Below are 22,584 nucleotides of genomic sequence, written 5' to 3'. Positions count from 1 at the left end.
CAGGGGGAAGCCGTGGATACCGAAACGATAGATAAAGGCTTCCGGATGGTCAAAACTCCTGGGCAATTCGTTACAGACCTTTAACTTGAGCGCGGTTGCGTAGAGCATTCTGACAACCCCGTTCTGTGTCATCCCCGGAAGCGGCCGATCATCCCCCGCCGATGCTCCTGCGCGCACCCATCGCTCATCGCCCGCCGGTGTTAGATACACGGTGTGACCCGGCATTCGTTCTCCGACCCGCCCTCCCTCGGCGAGGGCGACACGACGTATCGACGACGACGACTGATGTGGGAGATCGCCCTCGTCCTGCTCGTCACCGTGGGCCAGTCCGCGATCTACTCGGTGGTGTCATTCGTGCGCACCGTGACCCGGGCGCCCATCTCGCAGCAGCAGACGCAGTTGAATCCGTCGCGCAGCGCCGAACCGCTCTGGGACGCCGTCTACCAGTTCCTGGACATCGCTTTCTCGCTGGCTCTGGTCGCGCTCGTCGTCTTCCTCTTGTGGGAGCCGGCGAACAATGCGCTGCACCGGATCGGTCTGGATTTCCGGCGGTTCGGCAGCGACATTCTGCGCGGGGTGCTGCTGCTTTTGCTGATCGGCGTTCCGGGGATCGGGGTGTACGCGATCGGACGCGCGCTCGGCCAGAGCATCGCCGTCGTTCCGGCCCCCCTGGACTCGTCGTGGTGGGTCATCGCTCTGCTGGTGCTCGCGGCCCTTCGGGCGGGGCTCACCGAGGAGGTCATCTTCCTCGGGTACCTCTTCGACCGCCTGCGACGCCTCGGCTGGTCGTGGACGGGGATCATCGTGTCGACGGCGTTGCTGCGCGGCAGCTATCACCTCTACCAGGGGTGGCCCTCGGCGCTGGGCAACGTCGTCATGGGACTCGTGTTCGGCTGGTGCTACAAGCGCTGGGGCCGCGTCATGCCGCTCGTCGTGGCGCACACGATCATCGACATCGTGGCCTTCGTGGGCTACCCGCTGGCAGCGGCGTGGTGGCCCGCGATCTTCGCCCCGCCGACCCCCGCGGTCACGCCCACACCGTCGCCGACCGTCACCCCGTGACGCCCCGCGGGCGGCACGAATCGCGCTGAATCGGCGACGGTCGGACCGCCACGCCCGACCTCGCGATCAGGGCTGCGGCGGCGTCCAGGTCCAGAATGCGGGCGGCAGGCCGTTCGGTTGCGACGTGTAGGCCACTCCCCCGACGCCGGCGGCGGTCACGACCGCGCCCGTGCGCTCGAGCAGGGGCACACCGGCGTACGCGGTGAACAGCGACTGATCGATCTTCTTCGCCGCGGCGAGCACGTCGACCGGGTCGGTGTCGTTCGTGAGTCCGGCGAACAGGCGCGCGGTGTCGGGCCCGTCGACCCCCTCGGCGATCCGATCGCGGGCCGAGCGATACAGGCTCTCGTCCTCTCCGACCCAGGCGAGGGTGGCATCCGGAGTCTCGGTCTCGGTCGCGACGCGCACGGCGATGCCCGCGGTCGCCCCCATCGTCACCATGCGCGCGAAGACCTGCGCCGAGATCTCGTCGGTGGCGTCGTACCCCACCCGCAGCACCGCGGCGCGGTCGTCGAGCGCCTCGCGCGCACCGTCGACGTCGCTCCCCGTTCCCGGCGCACCGTTGCCCGAGGTGAGGTCGCGATAGAGCTGACCGGCCGCGGGCGACGACAGGAACGACTGCAGCGGCTGCGCGTCGGGCCGCACGGTGCCCAGCGCGTCCTTCACGATCACCGAGCGGTCAAGCGAACGCGAGGTGGCCTCTCGCAGGGCGGGGGCGGTGCCGTTGGCGAACCGCAGCTGCAGGGTCTCGGTGGTGGGCCCGGTGACCACCTGCAGACCGGCGTCGGTGAGCGTCTTCAGCCCGTCCTCGTCGAGGTCGCCGATGTTCGCCACGTCGACCATTCCCGCCTCGATCGCCGAGAGCTGCGCCGCACGATCCGCGAAGAAACGGACCGTGAGGCCCTCGAGCCCGGGGAAGTGCGCGCCCTGGTAGCTGTCGCGCCGGGCCAGGGTGAGGGTGTCCGTCGTGGCCGAAGCGACGGTCCAGGGGCCGGCGGCGACGACGGATGCCGGATCGGGAGCCGTTCCCGCGGGCACGTCGAAGCCCGTGTTCCAGGCCTGCGCGGCGGCCGCCAGCACGGGGTTGGGGGCGACGGGCGCCGTCGGGTCGCCCTCGGGGACCGTGAGGATGGCGGTGAGCAGGTCCTTCACGCTGACCCCTGCGCGCTGCGCGACGACGTGGACCGGCCGATCGAGCAGCCACTGGCGGTTCCAGTCGGCGAACGGCTCGTCATAGGTGAGGGTCAGGGTGTCGGCGGCACGGTCGATGCTCGGGCGCGCCGTGCGCGCGTTGGGGTCGGCGGGGGCTGCGGTGTCGAAGTACCGCGTGCCCGAGACGATCTGCCCGGTGGCGTCGTACGTGGCGTCGTCGAAGAAGTGCGACGACACCGCCCAGCCGAACAGCAGGTCGTCGAGGGTGACGGGCGTGCCGTCCGACCACGTGCGGTCGGTGAACAGCTCGTAGCTGACCTTCAGGGGGTCGCCCTCGACGCGGGTGATGCGTCCGAGGCCGTCGTTCGGAACGACCTGCAGGTCGCCGTCGAGCGAACCGAGTTGTTCGTCGAGCAGCTCGGACACCGCACGGTTGGCCGCCGTGTCGCCGGTGCGACTCTCGGCGTTGAAGCTCGTGAGGCTGCCGACCACGCCGACCGTGAGGCTGGTGCGTGCCTCCGGCTCGGGCGCGGGAGCCGCGTCGGGCGCAGCGCACCCGGCGAGCACGATGGCGCAGGCGGCGAGCAGGGCGATCGACCGCCCCCGTCCGCGTCGTCGTCGAGTCGGTCGTGAGTGGTCAGTCAGCCCGTGGTGCACACCCGAACTGTACTAAACGCCTCCTGTGCGAACCCCCCGTCCGGGCCGTGGGCGAACGATCCGGCGGCGATCCCGGAACCCGGCCGGGATCGCCGCCGCACTCACGCGGCGCTCAGGCGAACGCCTCCGGCGGAGGGCACGAGCACACGAGGTTGCGATCGCCGTACGCCTGGTCGATGCGGCGTACCGGGGGCCAGTACTTGCCGCGGATGAGAGAACGCACGGGGTACACCGCGGTCTCGCGCGAGTACGCGTGCTCCCACTCGCCCACGACCACCGTCTCGGCGGTGTGCGGCGCGTTCACGAGCGGGTTGTCGTCGGCGGGCCACTCCCCCGCGGCGACGGCGTCGGCCTCGTGCTTGATCGCGATCATGGCATCCACGAACCGGTCGAGCTCGGCGAGGTCCTCACTCTCGGTCGGTTCCACCATGAGGGTGCCGGCGACCGGGAACGACATCGTCGGGGCGTGGAAGCCGTAGTCGATCAGACGCTTGGCCACGTCGTCGACGGTGACCCCGGTCTGCTCCTTGAGGGGACGCAGGTCGAGGATGCACTCGTGCGCGACCAGACCGCCCTCGCCCGCGTACAGCACCGGGTAGTGCTCGCGCAGGCGCACGGCGATGTAGTTGGCCGACACTACGGCCGCGGCCGTGGCCTGGCGAAGCCCCTCGGCCCCCATCATGCGCACGTACGCCCACGAGATGGGCAGGATCCCCGCCGACCCGTGCGGCGCGGCCGACACGGGTCCCCCGTCGAACACGCCGCCGGCGTGGTCGGCGCGCTGCGAGAACGGATGCGAGGGCAGGAACGGCGCGAGGTGCGCCTTCGCGGCGACCGGGCCGACGCCCGGGCCCCCACCGCCGTGCGGGATCGCGAACGTCTTGTGAAGGTTCAGGTGCGACACGTCGCCGCCCAGGTCGCCGAAGCGGGCGAAGCCGAGCAGCGCGTTGAGGTTCGCCCCGTCGACGTACACCTGTCCACCGGCGTCGTGCACGGCCTGGGTGATCTCGAGCACGTCGTGCTCGTACACGCCGTGGGTCGAGGGGTACGTGATCATCAGCGCCGAGAGCGACTCGGCGTGCTGGGCGATCTTGGCCCGCAGATCGTCGAGGTCGACGTTCCCGGCCTCGTCGCAGGCGACGACGACGACCTTCATGCCCGCCAGGATCGCCGAGGCCGCGTTCGTGCCGTGCGCCGACGAGGGGATGAGGCACACCGTGCGCTCGGTGTCGCCGTTCGCGAGGTGGTAGCCGCGGATGGCGAGGAGTCCCGCGAGCTCGCCCTGCGAGCCGGCGTTCGGCTGCAGCGAGACGGCGTCGTAGCCGGTGACCTCGGCGAGCCAGCGCTCGAGCTGCTCGATCATCTCGAGGTAGCCGTGCACGTCGGCCTCGGGGGCGAACGGGTGCACGCGCGAGAACTCCGGCCACGACACCGCGGCCATCTCGGTCGCCGCGTTCAGCTTCATCGTGCACGACCCCAGCGGGATCATGCCGCGATCGAGCGCGTAGTCGCGATCGGCGAGGCTCTTGAGGTACCGCATCATGGCCGTCTCGCTGCGGTGAGTATGGAAGACGGGGTGCGTGAGGTACTCGTCGTCGCGGTGCAGCGCCTCGTCCACGCCGCGGAGCGCCACGCCCTCGGGCAGGTCGTCGCTCGCGAGGCCGAACGCGTCGAGGACGGCCGCGAGGTCGGCATCCGTCGTCGTCTCGTCCACCGAGACCCCCACGGTCGCATCGTCGACCCACAGCAGCTGATAGCCGCGCTCGCGCGCCCGGTCGACCACGTCTTGGGCGCGCCCCGGCACGTGCACGCGCACGGTGTCGAAGAACGCATCGCTCGCCAGCGTCAGGTCGTACGAACGCAGGGCGGATGCCAGGATGTCGGCCTTCCGCGCGACGCGCGTCGCGATCCCCCGCAGCCCCTGCGGGCCGTGGTACACCGCGTACATCGCCGCCATCACGGCCAGCAGCACCTGGGCGGTGCAGATGTTCGAGGTCGCCTTCTCGCGACGGATGTGCTGTTCGCGCGTCTGCAGCGACAGGCGGTACGCGGGGGCTCCCACGGCATCCTGCGACACGCCCACGAGGCGCCCGGGGAGCTGGCGTTCGAGGCCCGCCCGCACGGCCATGTAGCCCGCGTGCGGCCCGCCGAAGCCGAGCGGAACACCGAAGCGCTGGGTCGTCCCGACCGCGACGTCGGCGCCGAGGGCGCCGGGCGAGCGCAGCAGGGTCAGGGCGAGCAGGTCGGCGGCGGCCACGACCAGGCCCCCGGCGGCGTGCACCGTCTCGGCGACGGCCGAGAAGTCCCACACGCGCCCCGTGGCGCCGGGGTACTGCACGAACGCACCGAACGCCTCGGGCAGCTCCCCCGCGAACGAGGTCTCCTCGATGCGGATGCCGACGGCCGCGGCGCGGTGGTGCAGCAGCGCCTTGGTCTGCGGCAGGGCATCGACGTCGACGAGGAAGACGTCGGTCTTCGCCTTCGATGCCCGACGTGCGACGAGCATGCCCTCGACGACCGCGGTCGACTCGTCGAGCATCGAGGCGTTCGCCGTGGCAAGGCCCGTCAGGTCGGTCACCATCGTCTGGAAATTGATGAGAGCTTCGAGCCGACCCTGCGAGATCTCGGGCTGGTAGGGCGTGTACGCGGTGTACCACGAGGGGTTCTCGAGCACGTTGCGGGCGATCACCGAGGGGGTGAAGGTGTCGTAGTACCCCAGCCCGATCAGCGGGCGCGCCGAGCGGTTCGCGGAGGCGAGCTCCCGCAGCTCCGCCAGCGCCTCGGCCTCGGTGGCCGCGGTCGGGATCGAGCTGGTCGCGCGCTGCTGCACGTGGATGGATGCCGGGACGGCGGTCTCGACGAGCGCCTCGACGCTGTCGTACCCGACGACCTCGAGCATGTGGGCTTGGGCGTCGGCGTCGATGCCGATGTGGCGATCGACGAAGACGGCGGGCGCGGCGGTATCGGTCCGCGCGGGAAGGAGGGTGCTCATGCGGTGAGTTCCTCGTACGCGGCGCGGTCGAGGAGGCCCTCGGGCAGATCGCCCTCGACGCGGATCTTGATGAGCCACCCGCCGGCGAACGGCTCGGCGTTGACGAGCGAGGGGTCGTCGACGACCGCGTCGTTCACCTCGACGACGGTGCCGGTGAGAGGGGCGTAGAGCTCGCCGACCGACTTGGTCGACTCGATCTCGCCGCAGACGTCGCCCGCGGCGACCGCGGAGTCGGCGCCGGGCAGCTCGACGAAGACGACGTCGCCGAGCTTGTCGGCGGCGAAGTCGGTGATGCCGACGGTCGCGATGTCCCCCTCGAGGGAGATCCACTCGTGCTCGGACGTGTAGCTGAGGGCGGTGAGGTCGGTCATGCGTTTCTCCGATAGAAGGGAAGGGCGGTGACGATGGCGGGGATGCGGGTTCCGCGCACGTCGATGGTCAGTTCGGTTCCGGGCTCGCTCGCCGACGGCGTGACGAAAGCCATGGCCACGGGGTGGCCGAGGGTGGGGCTCAGGGCACCGCTGGTGATCTCGCCGACGGTGTCATCGCCGCGGAGCACGGAGTAACCGGCGCGGCCCGCGCGACGGCCCTCCGACACGAGCCCGACGAGCACGGGGGCGTCGGCGGGGCTCGACGCCACGCCGTCCTTGCCGACGAACGCCTCTTTGTCGACGGCGACGACGCGGCCGAGGCCGGCCTGCGCGGGAACGATGTCGCGCGAGAGCTCGTGGCCGTACAGCGGCATCCCCGCCTCGAGGCGCAGCGTGTCGCGCGCGGCGAGGCCGCAGGGGACCAGTCCGCGATCGGCGCCCGCGGCGAGCGCGGCGTCCCAGAGGGCGCCGGCCTGGGCGGTGGGGATGAGCAGCTCGTAGCCGTCCTCGCCGGTGTACCCGGTGCGGGCCACGAACAGTGAGGCGCCCTGGAAGGTGCCGTCGGTCCAGGCGTAGTAGCCCAACTCGTCCAGGGCGGTGCCGGTGATCTCGACCCCCGGGGTGGAGCTCAGGATGCCGAGGGCCTCGGGGCCCTGGAGGGCGATGAGCGCGAGCTGATCGGTGACGTCTTCGACCCGCGGGATCGCCCCACCGGACGTCACGGCGTAATCGGTGCCCTCGAGGGGGCCGTCGAGGAACGCCTGCGCCGACGACCACGTGGCGCGGGCACCGTCGAACGCCGCGGCCACGGCATCCCGATTTCCGGCGTTGGCGATCACCAGGAAGTAGTCCTCACCGGTGCGGTAGACGATGACGTCGTCCACGATTCCGCCGTCGTCGGCCAGAACGAGGGAGTACTTGGCCTTGCCGATGCGCATCGTGGAGATGCGGCCGGCGAGCACGAAGTCGAGGAAGTCCGCGGCGCGGCCGCCCTGCACCCAGAACTCGGCCATGTGCGAGATGTCGAACAGGCCCGCGGCCGTGCGCACCGCGTGATGCTCGGCGAGGTCGGAGGTGTAGCGCACGGGCATGTTCCAGCCGCCGAAGTCGGTGAACGAGGCGCCGAGGGCCTCGTGCCGATCGTGCAGCGGCGACGAGCGTGGAGGTGCGGGGGTGTCGGTCATGAGTTCTGCCGTTCGCGATGACGGACAGACGCCGGTCGGCGCCTGGAGAACTCCCCCTCTGTCATGGGCCTGAGAGTTTCGCCACGGCATCCGTTCGATGAACAGGATGGCGGGCTTTCACCGTCGGCGGATCCGGCGCGGTGCACCCGGATCACTTTCCAGAGTGGCCCGATCGACGCGGTACGCGTACCTGAGAGATTGGCGGGGAGGCTTGCTCCTTCGGTGCCCGGCTGCGTTCGCCGGAGCTCTCCCGCATCGATCATGGGGCCGGTGTGGACTTGTGGGGTCAGCCTAGCGGAGGCCCGCTGCGCTCTGTCCAGCCCCGCGGTTCACGACACCGGATGCCGCGGCCTCGATCGCCCACGTCGCCCTCACCGCCGCGGGCCCCGGACTCCCCTCACCCGGTGTACAGGGGCGTGGTGCTGGTGCGCCAGACGTCGATGTCGTCGCTGACCCTCCAGGCGACGGTGAGGGGCTGCACGTCGGCCGAGGGCACGACACTGTCGAGGGCGATGTCCCACCGGCGCTGCGACTCGGAGGCCGCAGCGGAGGCGGTGACCTCCGTCGTGCCGATGTAGGCGACGATCTGATCCGGATCACCCACGAGGCTGGCACCGTCCTCGGCGCCGTCTCCCCGATCGGCGAAGACGATCGCGGCGGGTGCCGTGGGGTCCACGGGCGTCACGTCGCGGATGTCTTCGGGCCCGGAGGCGGGATTCACCCACTCGTACGGGCTCTGTCCGGTGAGGGGAACGCCGGCATCGTCGATGCGGGGGCCTTCCGGCGTGTCCCGCACGATCCACGCATCGGCGTGGCGGTCGGCGACGGCCGTGACGAGGACCACGCCGTCGACCGGCCCCGGCCCCGCGGTGATCACGCCGTCCGTTCCGAGATATCCGGTGGCGTCGTCGACGCGGACGAACCCGCCGACGGCCGTGTCGGCGAACCGTTCGGCGGGCCCCGCGATCGACTGCGCCCCCTCGGACAGCAGCGTGTAGGCGTCGGCGAAACGCTCCTCCTGGAACGCCGTCAGGTAGTCCTCGACGAGGCTCACGGCCTCCGATTCGCTCACCCCGTCGGCGGAGGGCGAAGCCGGGGCCGAAGACGTGACGGACGGGCGGCTCGGAGATGCGGGCGGGGTCGAGGCGGAGGGTTCGGAGCTGCTCTGTCCGACGCACCCCGCGAGGAGCAGGACGACCGTCGAGGCGGCGAGGGCGGTGGACACCGTGCGAAGCGTTGTCTTCTGGCTCATCCCCCCACGGTAGGAAACGGCGGCGGACGCCGGCTGCCCGGTTGTCCGCGAGCACCGGATGTGGAAGGGTCCGCCCCCGGCGCGGGGCCCTCGCCCCGGCGCCCCGTTCAGCGGCGCGTGCAGCTTCCCGAGGCGACGGGCGCCGACAGGGCGTCCATCTGCGCCATCACCGGGAGCAGCTCGGCGGGGGTCATCGCGTAACCGACGTTGTCGTCGGTGTCGCTGCGGGCGAAGACGATGCCCGCGATCTCACCCGTCGTCGTCAGCAGGGGTCCCCCCGAGTTCCCCGGCCGGACCACCGCGGCCAGCGCGTAGATGTCGCGCGGCACCGAGGAGGTGTCGTAGATGTCGGGAACGGGGACGGTGCCCGACGACAGCACCTGGGCGCTGCCCGAGGTGAACGGTCCCCCGCCCGGGTATCCCTGCACCACGGCGGAAGCCCCCACCTCGAGGGTCGGGGAGATCGGCAGGGGCGCGGCGTCGAGACCGTCGACCGAGACCACGGCGATGTCGTCGGTCGGGTCGAAGTAGACCACCCGCCCCTCGCGCGCCGGGCGGCCGGGCAGCTCGACGAGGGGCGTGTCGACGCCGGCGACGACGTGCGCGTTGGTGACGATGCGGTCGGCCGCCACGACGAAGCCCGAGCCGCTCGAGGTGATGCCGCAGGCGTAGGCGGTGCCCGAGATCCGCGCGACCGACTGCGCGGCCTGCGTCAGCGCGGGGTCGTCGAGGGCGACCGCCGGGGCGCTCGGCACGGGTCCGATCTGGATGAGCTCGCCGAGGCGGGGGATCCCCTCGGCGAAGACCGTTCCGCGCAACTCGGCGAGCGCGCCGCGCACGGGGGCGGGGGTGAGGTCGTCGATCGTGCGGATGACGGCCGACGAGCCCAGCGCTGCCGACACGACGGGAACCCCGACCGGGGTGAGCGATCCGGCGACGAACGACACGGCGAGCGCGGCCGCGGCGACGTTGACGACTCCGCCGAGCAGACGCTCGGGGACGCGGAGCTTGATGCGGTCGGCGCCCCGACGGAAGAAGCCGCCCAGGGCGCTGCCGAGACCCGAGCCGATGAGCAGCAACAGGATGCCGGCGCCGATCATCGCGGGGCCCCGCCAGGCCGGCTCGGTGATCCACTGGCCGACGAACGGCGTCACCCAGTACGCGGCGACGGCGCCGACCGCGAGGCCGGCGAAGAAGCCGATCGTGGCGAGGAAACCTCGCGAGAGGCCCGTGATGAGCGCGATCGCCAGAAGGGCGATCAGAACGATGTCGATGATCGGCATCCGACCTCCCCAATCCGACTCTCACGCTAAGCCGCGCGTCTGGGAGAACCCTTTCGACGCGGCCGCTGCGGGCGGGCGCGGTTCCGGGGCGAAGAACCCGCGCCCGCTCCTCCATCCCGCGGTCGCCGCGGTTCGGGGCGCGATTGGCGCATCGGGGCGGATATCGCCCGCCCCAGTGCGCCAATCGTGCCCCGAACCGCCCACGCGGCCATGACCCGCCGCCCCGTCACCGCGGACGGCGGGCACCGATTCGCCCTTCGGGTCGGGATGACACTAAGATCGATCCCGGAGATATGGTCACCATGACACGAACCCCTGAGCCCGAGTCCCGCGACGCCGACGTGCGCGTCGCGGTGTCGACCGTGATCTTCAGCGTGCGCCGCGGCGCCGACGACGAACCCGTCCTGTCGCTCCCCCTGGTGCGCCGCACCCGCGACCCCTTCGACGGGCGGTGGGCCCTGCCGGGCGGTTGGCTCGACGCGACCGAAGAGCTCGACACGGCGGCATCCCGGACCCTCGCCGAGACCACCGGGCTGACCCCCAGCTACCTGGAGCAGCTGTACGCGTTCGGCGCCGTCGACCGCTCCCCCACCCGCGTGGTGTCGATCGTGTACTGGGCGCTGCTGCGCTCCGACGAGGTCGACGCGCAGGTCGCCGCCCACGCCCGCCAGGGCGACGCCCCCGAGAACGTCGAGTGGTTCGACGCGACCGCCCTGCCCGCTCTCGCATTCGACCACGACCACATCGTCGAGTACACGCTGTGGCGCCTGCGCAACAAGGTCGGCTACAGCCGCATCGCGCACGGGCTGCTCCCCGACGAGTTCACGCTCGCCGACCTCCGCGAGGTCAACGAGACCATCCTCGGCAAACGCCTCGACCCGGCGAACTTCCGCCGCCAGGTCGACACGTCCGACACCCTCATTCCCACCGAGCGCTTCCGCACCGGAAGCCACCGCCCCGCCCGCCTGTACCGCTACAACCGCGACGTGGAGCTGGCCGACCGCGGCCCCCTCCCGTCCCGTCACTGATCGGAACGCCCATGTCCGCCACGCCCCTCACCCTGCAGCCGCGTCCCGCGATCGACCCGAGCGTCGACCACGCGATCCAGGCCATCGTCTCCGGCGCCTCCATCGACGCCACCTGCACCACCGACCTCGCGGTCGGTCCCTGGGACTTCGACACCCGCCCGGGCTACGGTCCGGGCTCGTCGATGGGAGACGTCATCCCCACCGGCGCTCCCCGCCAGGGCGAACTGCCGCAGGCGTACCGCGACGCCTCCGACGACGAGCTCGACGCCCGCATCCGCGCGGCGAAAGCGACGCTCGGCGACCGGGTCGTCGTGCTCGGGCACTTCTACCAGCGCGAAGAGGTCGTGCGCCACGCCGACTACGTGGGCGACTCGTTCCAGCTGGCGAACGCCGCGAAGGACCGGCCCGAGGCCGAGGCCATCGTGTTCTGCGGCGTGCACTTCATGGCAGAGACCGCCGACCTGCTCTCGCGGCCCGAGCAGGCCGTGATCCTGCCGAACCTCGCCGCCGGGTGCTCCATGGCCGACATGGCCGACATCGATCAGGTCGAGGAGTGCTGGGAGCAGCTCGCCGACGTGCTGGGCGATCTCGACACCCCGGATGCGGAGGGCCTCGTGCCGGTGATCCCGGTGACGTACATGAACTCCAGCGCCGCCATCAAGGGCTTCGTCGGGCGCCACGGCGGCATCGTCTGCACCTCCTCCAACGCCCGGACGGTGCTGGAGTGGGCGTTCGCGCGCGGGCGCCGCGTACTGTTCTTCCCCGACCAGCACCTGGGCCGCAACACCGCCAAGGCGATGGGCGTGCCCCTCGAGCAGATGCCCATGTGGAACCCTCGCAAGCCCCTCGGCGGGTCGTCGGACGCGCAGATCGTCGACAGCCGCGTCATCCTGTGGCACGGCTTCTGCTCGGTGCACCGACGCTTCACCGTCGAGCAGATCGAGCGCGCCCGCGTGGAGCACCCCGGAGTGCGCGTGATCGTGCACCCCGAGTGCCCGATGGACGTCGTCGACGCGGCCGACGAGGCGGGGTCGACCGACCTCATCCGCAAGGCCATCGCCGCGGCCACAGAACCCACCACCTTCGCGATCGGCACCGAGATCAACCTCGTGCAGCGCCTGGCCGCGCAGTATCCGCAGCACGAGATCTTCTGCCTGGACCCGGTCGTCTGCCCCTGCTCGACGATGTACCGCATCCACCCCGGCTACCTCGCGTGGGTGCTCGAGTCGCTCGTCGCGGGCGAGGTCGTCAACCGCATCACCGTGCCGACCGAGGTCGCGGCCCCGGCCACCGTCGCCCTCGAGCGCATGCTCGCGGCCAAGCCCAGCGGCGCCGTGAAATGACCACGGTCGTCGTCGTCGGCAGCGGCATCGCCGGCCTGACGGCAGCGCTCCACGCGGCCGAGAACGGATGCGCGGTGACCGTCGTGACCAAGGGCGCGGTGGCCGACACGAACACGCGCTGGGCCCAGGGCGGCATCGCCGCGGTGACCTCTCCCCTCGATGACGTCGCCTCGCACGCGGCCGACACGCTCACCGCCGGCGTGGGGATGAACGATCCCTCCGCGGTCGACGTGCTGGTGGGCGAGGGGCCGACGCGCATCGTCGAGCTCGTCGCGCGCGGTGTCGCGTTCGACCGGGGCATCGACGGCGACTTCGCCCGCGGTCTCGAGGCCGCCCACGCCCGTCCCCGCGTGCTGCACGCCGGCGGCGACGCCACCGGAGCCGCGATCCAGGCGGCGCTCGGGGCCGCCGTGCGCACGGCGGGCGTCGTGGTGCGCGAGCACGCGCTGCTGCGCGACCTGATCCTCGACGACGGTCGCGTCACGGGCGTGGAGCTCGCCGACGGCGAGCGCCTCACCGCCGACGCGGTGATCCTCGCGACCGGCGGCGCGGGCCAGCTCTACGCCCACACGACCAACCCCCTCGGCGCGACCGGTGACGGCATCGCCGCCGCCATCCGGGCCGGCGCCGCCGTCGCCGACCTCGAGTTCGTGCAGTTCCACCCCACCGCGCTCGCGGTGGGCGCGCCGTTCCTCGTCTCCGAGGCCGTGCGCGGCGAGGGGGCCGTGCTCGTCGACGAGGCGGGTCGGCGCTTCGCTTTCGACGCGCACCCCGACGGCGAGCTCGCTCCGCGCGACGTGGTCGCCCGCGCGAACGCCCGAGCCATGGCCGCGCAGGACGGCCGACCCGTGCGGCTGGATGCCACCGCCCTCGGCGCCGCGCGTCTCGCCGAGCGCTTCCCCACGATCGACGCCGCCGTGCGCGAACGCGGGCTCGACTGGGCGCGCGACCCGATCGCCGTGACTCCCGCGGCGCACTACCTCATGGGCGGTGTGGTGACCGACCTCGACGGACGCAGCAGCGTGCCGGGCCTGTACGCGGTGGGTGAGACGGCGCGCACCGGAGTGCACGGCGCGAACCGCCTGGCATCCAATTCCCTGCTCGAGGGGGCCGTGTTCGGCGCCCGCGCCGGAGACGCCGTCGCGCGTGACGAGGCGTGGCCCGAGGCCTCCCCCGCGCTGCCGCTGCAGACGTCCGCCCCCACCGAGGCCCCGCCGTTCTCACGTGAAGCCCTGCAGAAGCTCCTGTGGGCCGAGGCCGGACTCGTGCGCGACGGCGCCGGCCTCGCTCGCGCCGCCGGCGTGCTCGCCGCGTGGAGCGCCGAGACCGCGTCCCGGTCGATCGAGGACGCCAACCTGCTGCTGGTGGCCACGCACGTCGTCGCTGCCGCCCGTGCCCGCTCGGGCTCGATCGGAGCGCACTTCCGCTCCGACGCCCCGGATGCCGGGACCCCGGCCGCCGCAACACCGGGCACGGTGACACCGGGCACAGTGACACCGGGCACAGTGACACCGGGCACAGTGACACCGGGCACGGCCACGCGGGGCGCCCGCACGCGGGATGCCTCGCCGCCGCGACCCGACGTCTCGCCTTCCGCCCCGGCATCCCGTCCCCGTCCCCAGGAGGTCTCCGCATGCTGACCCGCACCGCCATCGACCGCGTGGTCTCGGCCGCGCTCGACGAAGACGCCCCGTGGGGCGACCTCACCAGCGAAACGCTGATCCCCGAGCACGCCACCGCGCGGGCCGAGCTGGTCGCCCGGGCGCCCGGCGTCTTCAGCGGCGGTGCGGTGTTCACGGCCGCGTTCACGCTGACCGACCCCTCGGTCGTCGTCGAGATGCGCGTGGCCGACGGCGCCGCCTTCGCGCCCGGCGACACGCTCGCCGTCGTCACGGGCCCCGCGCGGGCGGTGCTGACGGCCGAGCGGATCGGCCTCAACTTCGTGCAGCGCATGGCGGGCATCGCCACCCTCACCCGTCGCTACGTCGACGAGGTCGCGCACACCGGCGCGCGCATCGTGGACACCCGCAAGACCACCCCGGGCCTGCGCGCGATCGAGCGCCAGGCCGTGCGTGACGGCGGAGGCCACAACCACCGTTTCTCGCTGTCCGACGCGGTGATGGCGAAAGACAACCACCTCGCCGTGCTCACCGCCAGCGGGATGTCGGTGACGCAGGCCCTCGAGAGCGCGATCGCACGACTCCCCCACACGACCCACGTCGAGGTCGAGGTCGACCGCCTCGACCAGATCGACGCCGTGCTCGCCGCCGGGGTCGGCACGATCATGCTCGACAACTTCTCGCTCGACGACCTCCGCGTCGGCGTCGCCCGCATCGCCGGAGCCGCCCAGGTCGAGGCGTCGGGAGGGGTGAGCCTCGACACCGTGCGGGCCATCGCCGAGACCGGCGTCGACGTCATCTCGGTCGGCGCCCTCACCCACTCCGCGCCCTCGCTCGACCTCGGGCTGGACATCCGCATCGAGACGGCGTGACCCTCTACCTCGACAACGCCGCCACCACCCCCGTGCGCCCCGAGGTGCTCGAGGCCATGGCGCCCTACCTCACGCGGTTCTTCGGCAACCCGTCGAGCCAGCACGAGATCGGCGAGGCCGCGGCATCCGCCCTCGACGACGCCCGCTCGCGGGTCGCCCGGGTGCTCGGCCTGCGCGCCGGAGACGTGATGTTCACCTCGGGAGGCACCGAGTCCAACAACGCGGCCCTCAAAGGTCTCGTGCTGGGCTCGGAGCGCCGGCACCTCGTCACCACCGCGATCGAACACGAGTCGGTGCTCGCCTCGGCCGACTACCTCGCCCGTTTCCACGGCACCGAGATCACGTACGCCCCCGTCGACGCCGTCGGCACGCTGACCCCCGACGCCCTCGCCGACGTGCTGCGCGATGAGACCGCGCTGGTGAGCGTGGGCTACGCGAACAACGAGGTGGGCACGATCCAGGATGCCGCCGCCCTCGCCGCCGTCGCCCACGCCCGGGGGGTCCCCCTGCACCTCGACGCCGTCCAGGCCGCCGGGTGGCTGCCGCTGGCGGGGCTCGGGGCCGATGCGATCACCGTCGCCGGGCACAAGATCGGCGCGCCGAAAGGCACCGGGATCCTCGCCGTGCGCGGCCGGCTCCCTTTCGAGCCGCTCCTGCACGGCGGCGGTCAGGAGCGCGGTCGCCGCTCCGGCACTCCCGACGTCGCGGGGGCCGTCGCGATCGCCACCGCCTTGACCCTGGCCGAGGACGAGCGCGAAGCCGAGGCGCGGCGCGTCTCGGCGCTCCGCGACGCCTTCGTCGCCCGTGTGCTCGCGCTCGTTCCGGGCGCGCGCCTCACCGGCCACCCCGAGCGACGGCTGCCCGGCACCGCGAGCTTCGTGTTCCCCGGCACGAACGGTGAGACGGTGCTGCTCGAGCTCGAACGGCGCGGGGTCGTGTCGTCGAGCGGATCGGCGTGCGCCGCCGGAAGCGACGAGGCGTCGCACGTGCTACTCGCGCTCGGCATCGCGCACGACGAGGCCCGCACCGCCGTGCGCTTCACCCTGCCGCGAGGGCTCACCGGATCTCTCGACCCCGTAGCGAATGCCGTCGTCGCCGCGGTCGCCGCCGTAGGATCACGCGGGTGAGTTCCACCGCCGTCACCGTCATCATCCCCGGCTTCGACGTGGCGGACTTCGCCGAAGAGGCGCTCGACTCCGTCCGCGGCCAGACGCACTCGAACTGGACCGCCGTCCTCGTCGACGACGCCTCCACCGACGACACGACCCGCATCTTCGCCGACGCCGCGGCCGCCGACGCCCGCTTCCGCGTCGTGCGCCACGAGGAGCAGCGCGGCCTCGGCGCCGCCCGCAACACCGGCCTCGCCGAGGTCGACACCCCCTACACGGCCTTCCTCGACGCCGACGACCGCTATCGCCCCGACGCCCTGGCACGCCTCGCCGACACCCTCGACCGCACCGGCAGCGACTTCGTCGTGGGTGCGTACGTGCGCCTGCGCCCGGATGCCGACGGCCCCGGCTACACGGCCGGCGACGTGCAGCCGTGGGTCGCCGCCGCCACCGACCCGGCGCGGCAGCGCACCACGCTGACGGAGCACCCGGCGGCATCCGGGAACATCGTCGCCTGGTCGAAGCTGAGCCGCACCGCCTTCTGGCGCGCGCACGACCTGCGCTTCCCCGAGGGCCGCTACTACGAAGACCAGGTGCTCGCGCAGCGCATGTACACGCTCGCGTCGGCGTTCGACGTGGTGCCCGACGTCGTCGTCGACTGGCGGGAACGCCGCGATGGCGGATCGATCACTCAACGCCTGGCCGAGGTGGACGTGCTGCGCGACTACCTCGACGCCCTGGGCGAGGGCATCGCGCTGCTGCGCGCCGCCGGCGCCGACGCGGCCGTCCGCGAGCGTGGAGCGCTCATCCGCACGCTCGATCTTCCGCCCCTGTTGCGGATCGCCGAGGCGCACCCCGACCCGGCGTACCGCATCGCGCTCGAGGCGTTCCTCGAGACGCTGCCGGACTGAGGGCACGCCGCCGGGCGACTCCGCCCGTCGAGCCGTCGGGCGTCCCTTCACTCATCGCTGCGGCCGATCCCGACCCACGACGACGATCGTTCACTCCGGCGGTTCATCCGCCCGGCGGGAGGGCAGTGCCGCGCGGGCGAGGCCCGCCGCGTCGAGCTGCTCGTCGGCGAGGACGAACGAGGCGGCGAGCTGCTCGGCGGCGAGGCTGGAGTACAGCCCTCCCGCGGCGAGCAGTTCGGAGTGGGTACCCGACTCCACGATGCGACCCGCGTCGACGACGTGGATCTGATCGGCACTGATGACCGTCGACAGGCGGTGCGCGATCGACAGCGTCGTGCGCCCGTGCGACGCGGTCTCGAGGGCCTCTTGAACGATGCGCTCCGACACGGTGTCGAGAGCACTCGTGGCCTCGTCGAGCAGCAGCACGGGAGGGTCTTTGAGCAGCACGCGCGCGATCGCGATGCGCTGCTTCTCGCCGCCCGAGAGGCGGTATCCGCGCTCACCGACGACGGTGTCGTATCCGGCTTCGAAGCCGGCGATGACGTGGTGGATGTTCGCGGCGCGACAGGCGGCCTCGATCTCGTCGTCGGAGGCCTCGGGGCGGGCGTAGCGCAGGTTCTCGCGCACCGTCGCGTGGAACAGGTACGTCTCTTGCGACACGATGCCGATCTCGTCGACGATCGAGGCCCGATCGAGGTCGCGCACGTCGGCTCCCGAGAACAGCAACGCACCGCCCGACGCCTCGTACATGCGCGGCGTCAGGTACAGGATCGTCGTCTTGCCCGCCCCCGAGGGGCCCACGAACGCCACGTGCTGCCCGGGTTCGACGGTGAACGAGACCCCGTCGAGCGTGGGCCGCGCGTTCGCGGGTGCGTCGGGGTAGCGGAACTCCACGTCGCGGAACTCGACCCGCCCTACCGGGCCTGGCGCGGCCGAGACCGGTAGGGCGTCGGGGACGTCGACGATGGCCGGCTGCAGGTCGAGGTACTCGAAGATGCGGGCGAACAGCGCCGACGAGGTCTGCACGTCGAGCGCCACGCGCATGAGCCCCATCAGCGGCATGAGCAGCCGCGCCTGCACGGTCGTGAAGGCCACGATGGTGCCGGCGGTGATGGCACCCGCCCCACCGGCGATGAGATACCCCGCGACGAGGTAGATCACGGCGGGGACGCTCGACATGATGACCTGCACCACCGCGAAGAAGCCCTGGCCGCTCATCGCGCGCCGCACCTGCAGGTGCACCTGGTTGTCGTTCTCGGCGTCGAAGCGTGCCGACTCGGTGCGCTGGCGGTTGAACGACTTCGACAGCAGGATGCCGGACACGCTCAACGTCTCTTGAGTGATCGCCGAGAGCTCCGACAGGGACTCCTGCGTCTCGCCCGCGATGCGCGCACGCACCTGCCCCACCCGGCGCTGCACGAAGATGAGGAACGGCATGAGCGCGACGGCGATGAGGGTCAGTCGCCAATCGATGAGGATCATCGCCACGAGCGAGGCGATCACCGTCACCGCGTTGCCGAGGATGCTGGTGACCGTGTTGGTCAGCACGCCCGACACGCCGCCGACGTCGTTCTGCAGACGCGACTGGATGACGCCCGTCTTCGTGCGGGTGAAGAACCCGAGCTCCATCGATTGCAGGTGATCGAACAGGCGCGTGCGCAGATCGCCCGTCACGCGGTTGCCCACGGTCGCCGTGAACCACGTCTGCCCCACGTTCAGCCCCGCCGACACCAGGAACAGCACCATCATGATGCTGACCAGCACGGCGAGCAGCTGCAGATCGGGGCGCGACCCGTCGATCGGGAAGAGCGCGTCGTCGAAGATGCGCTGCACCAGCAGCGGCGGGATGACCGCGATCGCCGCCCCCACCACCACGAGCACCGCCGTCATGACGATGCGACCGCGATAGGGCCGGAACAGGTCGACGACCCGTCGTCCGAGGTTCGCGACGCGCGGTGCCTGGGAGTTGCGTCGGCGCTGTTCGGCGGCGTCCACGCCGCGGAACATGCTTCCGCCTACTCCACCCGGGGTCATGCGGGCCAGCCTACGTCCGACCGCCGACACCGGCTCCCGCCCGTGCACCGCGGAGGGCGGCCGCGAGACCCCGACCCGCGCTTCCCCGACATCGTCCCGGCGAATTTCTCTCGACGTCGGAATATCCCGCCGACCGCTGCCGTTCGGTCTGAGGCACGTCGCCTCTCCGGCGCCACGAAGCCCCCCGCACGAAAAGGACCTCGTCATGGCTGCCACCGGCACCCCCGTCGCTTCCCCGCCCGCCACCGCCTCGGGCGTGACCACCGAGCAGAGCCGCGTCATCTGGCTGCTGCTCACCGCCGCGTTCGTCGCGATCCTCAACGAGACGACGATGAACGTCGCGATCCCGTTCCTCATTCGCGACCTGGGCATCACGGCCGTCGCCGCGCAGTGGCTGACCACCGCGTTCATGCTGACGATGGCCGTCGTCATCCCGATCACGGGCTTCCTGCTGCAGCGCTTCACCACGCGTCAGGTCTTCATCGCGGCGATGTCGCTGTTCTCGACCGGCACGCTCGTGGCCTTCCTCGCCCCCGGGTTCGAGGTCCTCGTGGTCGCCCGCGTCATCCAGGCCTCGGGGACCGCCATCATGATGCCGCTGCTGATGACCACGATCATGACGATCGTGCCGCCGCAGCAGCGCGGACGCATGATGGGGCGCGTCAGCATCGTCATGGCGCTCGCCCCCGCGATCGGTCCGACCATGTCGGGGCTCGTGCTGCAGTCGCTCGGGTGGCACTGGATCTTCGGCATCGTGCTGCCCATCGCCCTGGTCGCCCTCTTCGTGGGCGCCCGCTGGATCCACAACCTCGGCGAGACCCGCAACGCCCCCATCGACATCCCGTCGGTGGTGCTCTCGGCGCTCGGCTTCGGCGGCCTCGTTTTCGGCCTCAGCCAGATCGGCGGCGGCCACGGTTCCGACCCGGATGCCGCGTCGACCTCGCTCGTGACCCTCATCGCCTCGCTCGCGGTGGGTGTGATCGGACTGGGCCTCTTCGTCTGGCGTCAGACACGGCTCCAGCGCAGCGACAGCGCCCTGCTCGACCTGCGCGTGTTCCGCTCCCGCAACTTCACCCTCTCGGTGGCGCAGCTCGGCGTGATGTCGATGGCGTTCTTCGGCGCGATCACGCTGCTGCCCCTCTACCTGCAGACGGTGCTCGAGAAGACGCCCCTCGAGACGGGCCTGGCCGTGCTGCCCGGCTCTCTCGCGATGGGCCTCGCGGGTCCCGTGATCGGGCGCATCTACGACCGCTTCGGCACGCAGGTGCTGCTCGTGCCGGGCGCCGTGATCACCAGCGGCTCGCTGTGGTTCTACACGACCGTCGGCACCGACACCCCGTTCGCGCTGCTCATCGCGGTGCAGACCGTGATGATGATCGGTCTCGCGCTGTCGTTCACGCCGCTGTTCACGGCATCCCTCGGTTCGCTCGAGCCCCGGTTCTACTCGTACGGCTCCGCCGTCGTGGGAACCGTGCAGCAGGTCGCCGGCGCCGCCGGTATCGCTCTGCTGGTCACGCTGATGTCGTCGGTCTCGGCCGCGGCGGGCGGGGGCCTCGAGGCCGGAGCTGCGGGAACGCGGGCCGCGTTCCTCGTCGCCGCGATCATCTCGGTGCCCCTGATCGTGGGAGCGTTCCTCATTCGCAAGCCCGCCGATCAGCCCGAGGGCGCGGCGCCGATCGCGCACTGAGGGGCGCAACGCTGATCGCGCCCCGGCGGTGATGACGCGCGGGGAGGCACAACGACGACAGCGCCGGGATGCGCGTCCCGGGGCGCAGGTCCCGGGGCGCAGGTCAGATCACGGTGCGCCGGACGACATGACCACGACGGGCCGGGTGCGCCGGGGGTACAGGCTCAGAGCGAGCAGGAACCGCCGCCGCAGCACTGCGACGCCGCGGGGCGAGACTCGTCCTTCTCTTCGACGGGAGCGTTCAGAAGCGTGATCAGCGGCTTCGATGCAGAAGTCGTCTCAGACGTGGTGTCAGCGGACATGCGCTCCATGCTACGCCCGCGCAGGACTCCGGCGGGCCGCCGACGGAACCGGGCGATCGACGCACGTCACCGCTAACGCCGGGGCGCGGCATCCGCAACCCCCGCCCCCGTCCGCGCGGCGGTTTCTAGCGTGGAAGGCGTTCCTAATCGAGAAAGAGAGAGTCGCACCATGACCGATCTCACCGGCAAGCGCATCGCCTTCCTGCTCACCGACGGATTCGAAGACAGCGAGCTCACGAGCCCGTGGGAGGCCGTCACCTCCGCGGGCGCCGAAGCCGTGCTCGTCTCGCCCGCCGACGGCAGCATCACCGGCGAGAAGGGGCACCAGCAGCCCGTCGACCTCGCCGTGGGCTCGGCCTCGGCAGCCGACTTCGATGCCCTCGTGCTGCCCGGCGGCGTGCAGAACGCCGACGACATCCGCATCGTCCAGGATGCCGTGTCCTTCACGCGCGATTTCTTCGACCAGCACAAGCCGGTCGCCGTCATCTGCCACGGGGGCTGGATCCTCACCGAGGCCGACGTGCTGAAGGGCCGCACCCTCACCAGCTACCCGACCTTGAAGACCGACCTGCGAAACGCCGGAGCCACGTGGGTCGACGAGGAAGTGCACGTCGACCAGGGGCTCGTCTCGAGCCGCAACCCCGACGACCTGCCCGCGTTCAACGCCAAGCTCGTCGAAGAGATCGCCGAGGGGAAGCACCCCGGCCAGACGGCCTGAGCGTCTCCGTCGGCAACGGCCCCGGGCTTCGGCTCGGGGCCGTCGTCGTTTCGGCCGAGCGGGCGTTGGTGGGGCGATGGTCCGACTGGTTTCCCACGGACACCCCTCGGTCCCGCGCCCGCCCGACGCGACCCCCGCACGAGACGAGCGGCCGATCAGCCCGGCAGCACCTGGCACGACGGGCAGTACTGCCCGCCGCCCTTCGTACCGGGGATGTCCTCGATCACACCGCCGCAGTCGGGGCAGGGCTCGCCCGTGCGCCCGTGCACCGCCATGGCCGCCACCTTGGCGGCCTTCTGCTGGGCGATGGGGACGCCCCGCCGCGCCAGCACCGCGGCGGTCAGCGTGTCGTGCAGCGCCGCGTGCAACCGCGAGACGTCGTCGCTCGAGAGGCTCGACGCGTGCGCGACGGGCGACAGTCGGGCGGCGAAGAGGATCTCGTCGGAGTACGCGTTGCCGATGCCGGCGAGCGACTCCTGCTCCTGCAGCAGCGCTTTGAGCTGTTTGCGCCGTCCGCCGAGAGCGTGCGCCAGCGCCTCGCGTGAGAACGCGGGGTCGATGGCATCGGGTCCGAGCTTCGCGACCGACGGAACCTCGTTCGCCGCATCGACGACGTGCAACTGCACCGAAAGCCAGTCCCCCGCGTCGGTGATCCCCAGGATGCCGTCGTCGAGCACGAGGCGCGCGATCACCGCCGCCGGTGCGACGGCATCCACCGAACCGGAGCCGGGCTCGACGTCGGACTCGGCGCCCGCGTCCGTCCACGTCGCCCACCCGGCCCGACCGAAGCCCACGCCGAGGTGCACGCCGTCGAAGTCGAGGTCGAGGTGCTTGCCGTGCCGGGTCACCCCGGTCACGGTGCGCCCCACGAGCTCGTCGAGCGGCCGCGGCCGTGTCTTGAGCGCACGCCCCTCGACGAGCTCGACGTCGCGCACCACGTGCCCGCCGAGGCGCTCACGCAGGAACAGCGTGAGCGCCTCGACTTCGGGGGCTTCGGGCATGGAACGA

General features: G+C 71.7%; 18 protein-coding genes and 1 riboswitch. Of the genes, 9 read left to right on the top strand and 9 right to left on the bottom strand.

Annotated features, from left to right (window positions below):
* Window positions 1-285: 285 nt before the first annotated feature.
* Complete coding sequence (locus BJP65_RS15365; protein WP_083285894.1) at window positions 286-1,062, top strand: CPBP family intramembrane glutamic endopeptidase; 777 nt, start codon at window positions 286-288, stop codon at window positions 1,060-1,062.
* Between the two features lie 66 nt (window positions 1,063-1,128).
* Here the strand turns inward: BJP65_RS15365 and BJP65_RS15360 are convergent, their stop codons facing one another.
* From BJP65_RS15360 to BJP65_RS15335, 6 genes are all read right to left on the bottom strand, one after another.
* Entirely contained in the window at window positions 1,129-2,871 is a 1,743-nt protein-coding gene (locus BJP65_RS15360) for an ABC transporter substrate-binding protein (RefSeq protein WP_083285893.1), read from the bottom strand.
* A gap of 112 nt (window positions 2,872-2,983) precedes the next feature.
* Entirely contained in the window at window positions 2,984-5,863 is a 2,880-nt protein-coding gene (gcvP, locus tag BJP65_RS15355) for an aminomethyl-transferring glycine dehydrogenase (protein WP_070409693.1), read from the bottom strand.
* Window positions 5,860-6,234, bottom strand: a complete 375-nt coding sequence (gene gcvH, locus BJP65_RS15350; protein WP_055836177.1) for a glycine cleavage system protein GcvH — start codon at window positions 6,232-6,234, stop codon at window positions 5,860-5,862. The genes gcvP and gcvH overlap by 4 nt, the downstream gene beginning before the upstream one ends.
* The gene (locus BJP65_RS15345; protein WP_070409692.1) at window positions 6,231-7,418 is read right to left on the bottom strand and encodes a glycine cleavage system aminomethyltransferase GcvT; all 1,188 of its coding nucleotides are present in this window, start codon (window positions 7,416-7,418) and stop codon (window positions 6,231-6,233) included. The genes gcvH and BJP65_RS15345 overlap by 4 nt, the downstream gene beginning before the upstream one ends.
* A gap of 168 nt (window positions 7,419-7,586) precedes the next feature.
* Window positions 7,587-7,681: riboswitch (glycine riboswitch) on the bottom strand.
* A 134-nt stretch (window positions 7,682-7,815) separates the two neighbouring features.
* Window positions 7,816-8,670 (bottom strand): hypothetical protein, encoded by an 855-nt coding sequence (locus BJP65_RS15340; RefSeq protein WP_156784917.1) that lies wholly within the window; start codon window positions 8,668-8,670, stop codon window positions 7,816-7,818.
* A 107-nt stretch (window positions 8,671-8,777) separates the two neighbouring features.
* Window positions 8,778-9,953: a MarP family serine protease gene (locus BJP65_RS15335; RefSeq protein WP_070409690.1), complete on the bottom strand. Its 1,176-nt coding sequence runs from the start codon at window positions 9,951-9,953 to the stop codon at window positions 8,778-8,780.
* A gap of 302 nt (window positions 9,954-10,255) precedes the next feature.
* On the opposite strand from BJP65_RS15335, the gene BJP65_RS15330 reads away from it, so the two are divergent.
* The 6 genes from BJP65_RS15330 to BJP65_RS15305 are packed head-to-tail and all read left to right on the top strand — an operon-like array spanning window position 10,256 to window position 16,835.
* Window positions 10,256-10,981 (top strand): NUDIX domain-containing protein, encoded by a 726-nt coding sequence (locus BJP65_RS15330; protein ID WP_055837813.1) that lies wholly within the window; start codon window positions 10,256-10,258, stop codon window positions 10,979-10,981.
* Window positions 10,982-10,992: 11 nt separating this feature from the next.
* Window positions 10,993-12,324 carry a quinolinate synthase NadA gene (nadA, locus tag BJP65_RS15325; protein ID WP_070409689.1) on the top strand — a complete coding sequence of 444 codons (1,332 nt, stop codon included), beginning with the start codon at window positions 10,993-10,995 and terminating at the stop codon, window positions 12,322-12,324.
* Entirely contained in the window at window positions 12,321-13,964 is a 1,644-nt protein-coding gene (gene nadB, locus BJP65_RS15320; RefSeq protein WP_083285892.1) for an L-aspartate oxidase, read from the top strand. The genes nadA and nadB overlap by 4 nt, the downstream gene beginning before the upstream one ends.
* Window positions 13,958-14,815, top strand: coding sequence for a carboxylating nicotinate-nucleotide diphosphorylase (gene nadC, locus BJP65_RS15315; RefSeq protein ID WP_070409688.1), 858 nt, complete (start codon window positions 13,958-13,960; stop codon window positions 14,813-14,815). Before nadB ends, nadC begins: the two co-directional genes overlap by 7 nt.
* A 56-nt stretch (window positions 14,816-14,871) precedes the next feature.
* On the top strand, window positions 14,872-15,942 hold the full coding sequence (locus BJP65_RS15310; protein WP_070410056.1) for a cysteine desulfurase family protein: 1,071 nt from the start codon (window positions 14,872-14,874) through the stop codon (window positions 15,940-15,942).
* The gene (locus BJP65_RS15305) at window positions 15,939-16,835 is read left to right on the top strand and encodes a glycosyltransferase family 2 protein (protein WP_070409687.1); all 897 of its coding nucleotides are present in this window, start codon (window positions 15,939-15,941) and stop codon (window positions 16,833-16,835) included. Before BJP65_RS15310 ends, BJP65_RS15305 begins: the two co-directional genes overlap by 4 nt.
* A 90-nt stretch (window positions 16,836-16,925) precedes the next feature.
* Here BJP65_RS15305 and BJP65_RS15300 read toward each other — a convergent pair whose 3' ends face one another.
* Window positions 16,926-18,842 (bottom strand): ABC transporter ATP-binding protein, encoded by a 1,917-nt coding sequence (locus BJP65_RS15300; RefSeq protein ID WP_258027497.1) that lies wholly within the window; start codon window positions 18,840-18,842, stop codon window positions 16,926-16,928.
* A 232-nt stretch (window positions 18,843-19,074) separates the two neighbouring features.
* Here BJP65_RS15300 and BJP65_RS15295 point away from each other — a divergent pair, with 232 nt between their 5' ends.
* Window positions 19,075-20,556, top strand: coding sequence for an MDR family MFS transporter (locus BJP65_RS15295; RefSeq protein ID WP_055836156.1), 1,482 nt, complete (start codon window positions 19,075-19,077; stop codon window positions 20,554-20,556).
* Window positions 20,557-20,720: 164 nt separating this feature from the next.
* Here BJP65_RS15295 and BJP65_RS16705 read toward each other — a convergent pair whose 3' ends face one another.
* The gene (locus tag BJP65_RS16705) at window positions 20,721-20,858 is read right to left on the bottom strand and encodes a hypothetical protein (RefSeq protein ID WP_156459416.1); all 138 of its coding nucleotides are present in this window, start codon (window positions 20,856-20,858) and stop codon (window positions 20,721-20,723) included.
* Between the two features lie 169 nt (window positions 20,859-21,027).
* Here BJP65_RS16705 and BJP65_RS15290 point away from each other — a divergent pair, with 169 nt between their 5' ends.
* Window positions 21,028-21,576 (top strand): type 1 glutamine amidotransferase domain-containing protein, encoded by a 549-nt coding sequence (locus BJP65_RS15290; protein ID WP_070409685.1) that lies wholly within the window; start codon window positions 21,028-21,030, stop codon window positions 21,574-21,576.
* 155 nt (window positions 21,577-21,731) lie between these two features.
* Here BJP65_RS15290 and BJP65_RS15285 read toward each other — a convergent pair whose 3' ends face one another.
* On the bottom strand, window positions 21,732-22,577 hold the full coding sequence (locus tag BJP65_RS15285; RefSeq protein ID WP_070409684.1) for a DNA-formamidopyrimidine glycosylase family protein: 846 nt from the start codon (window positions 22,575-22,577) through the stop codon (window positions 21,732-21,734).
* Window positions 22,578-22,584 lie beyond the last annotated feature (7 nt).

Origin of the sequence: Microbacterium sp. BH-3-3-3 (assembly GCF_001792815.1) — a bacterium.
Lineage (GTDB): Bacteria > Actinomycetota > Actinomycetes > Actinomycetales > Microbacteriaceae > Microbacterium.
This window is presented reverse-complemented; position numbering and strand designations above follow the sequence as displayed.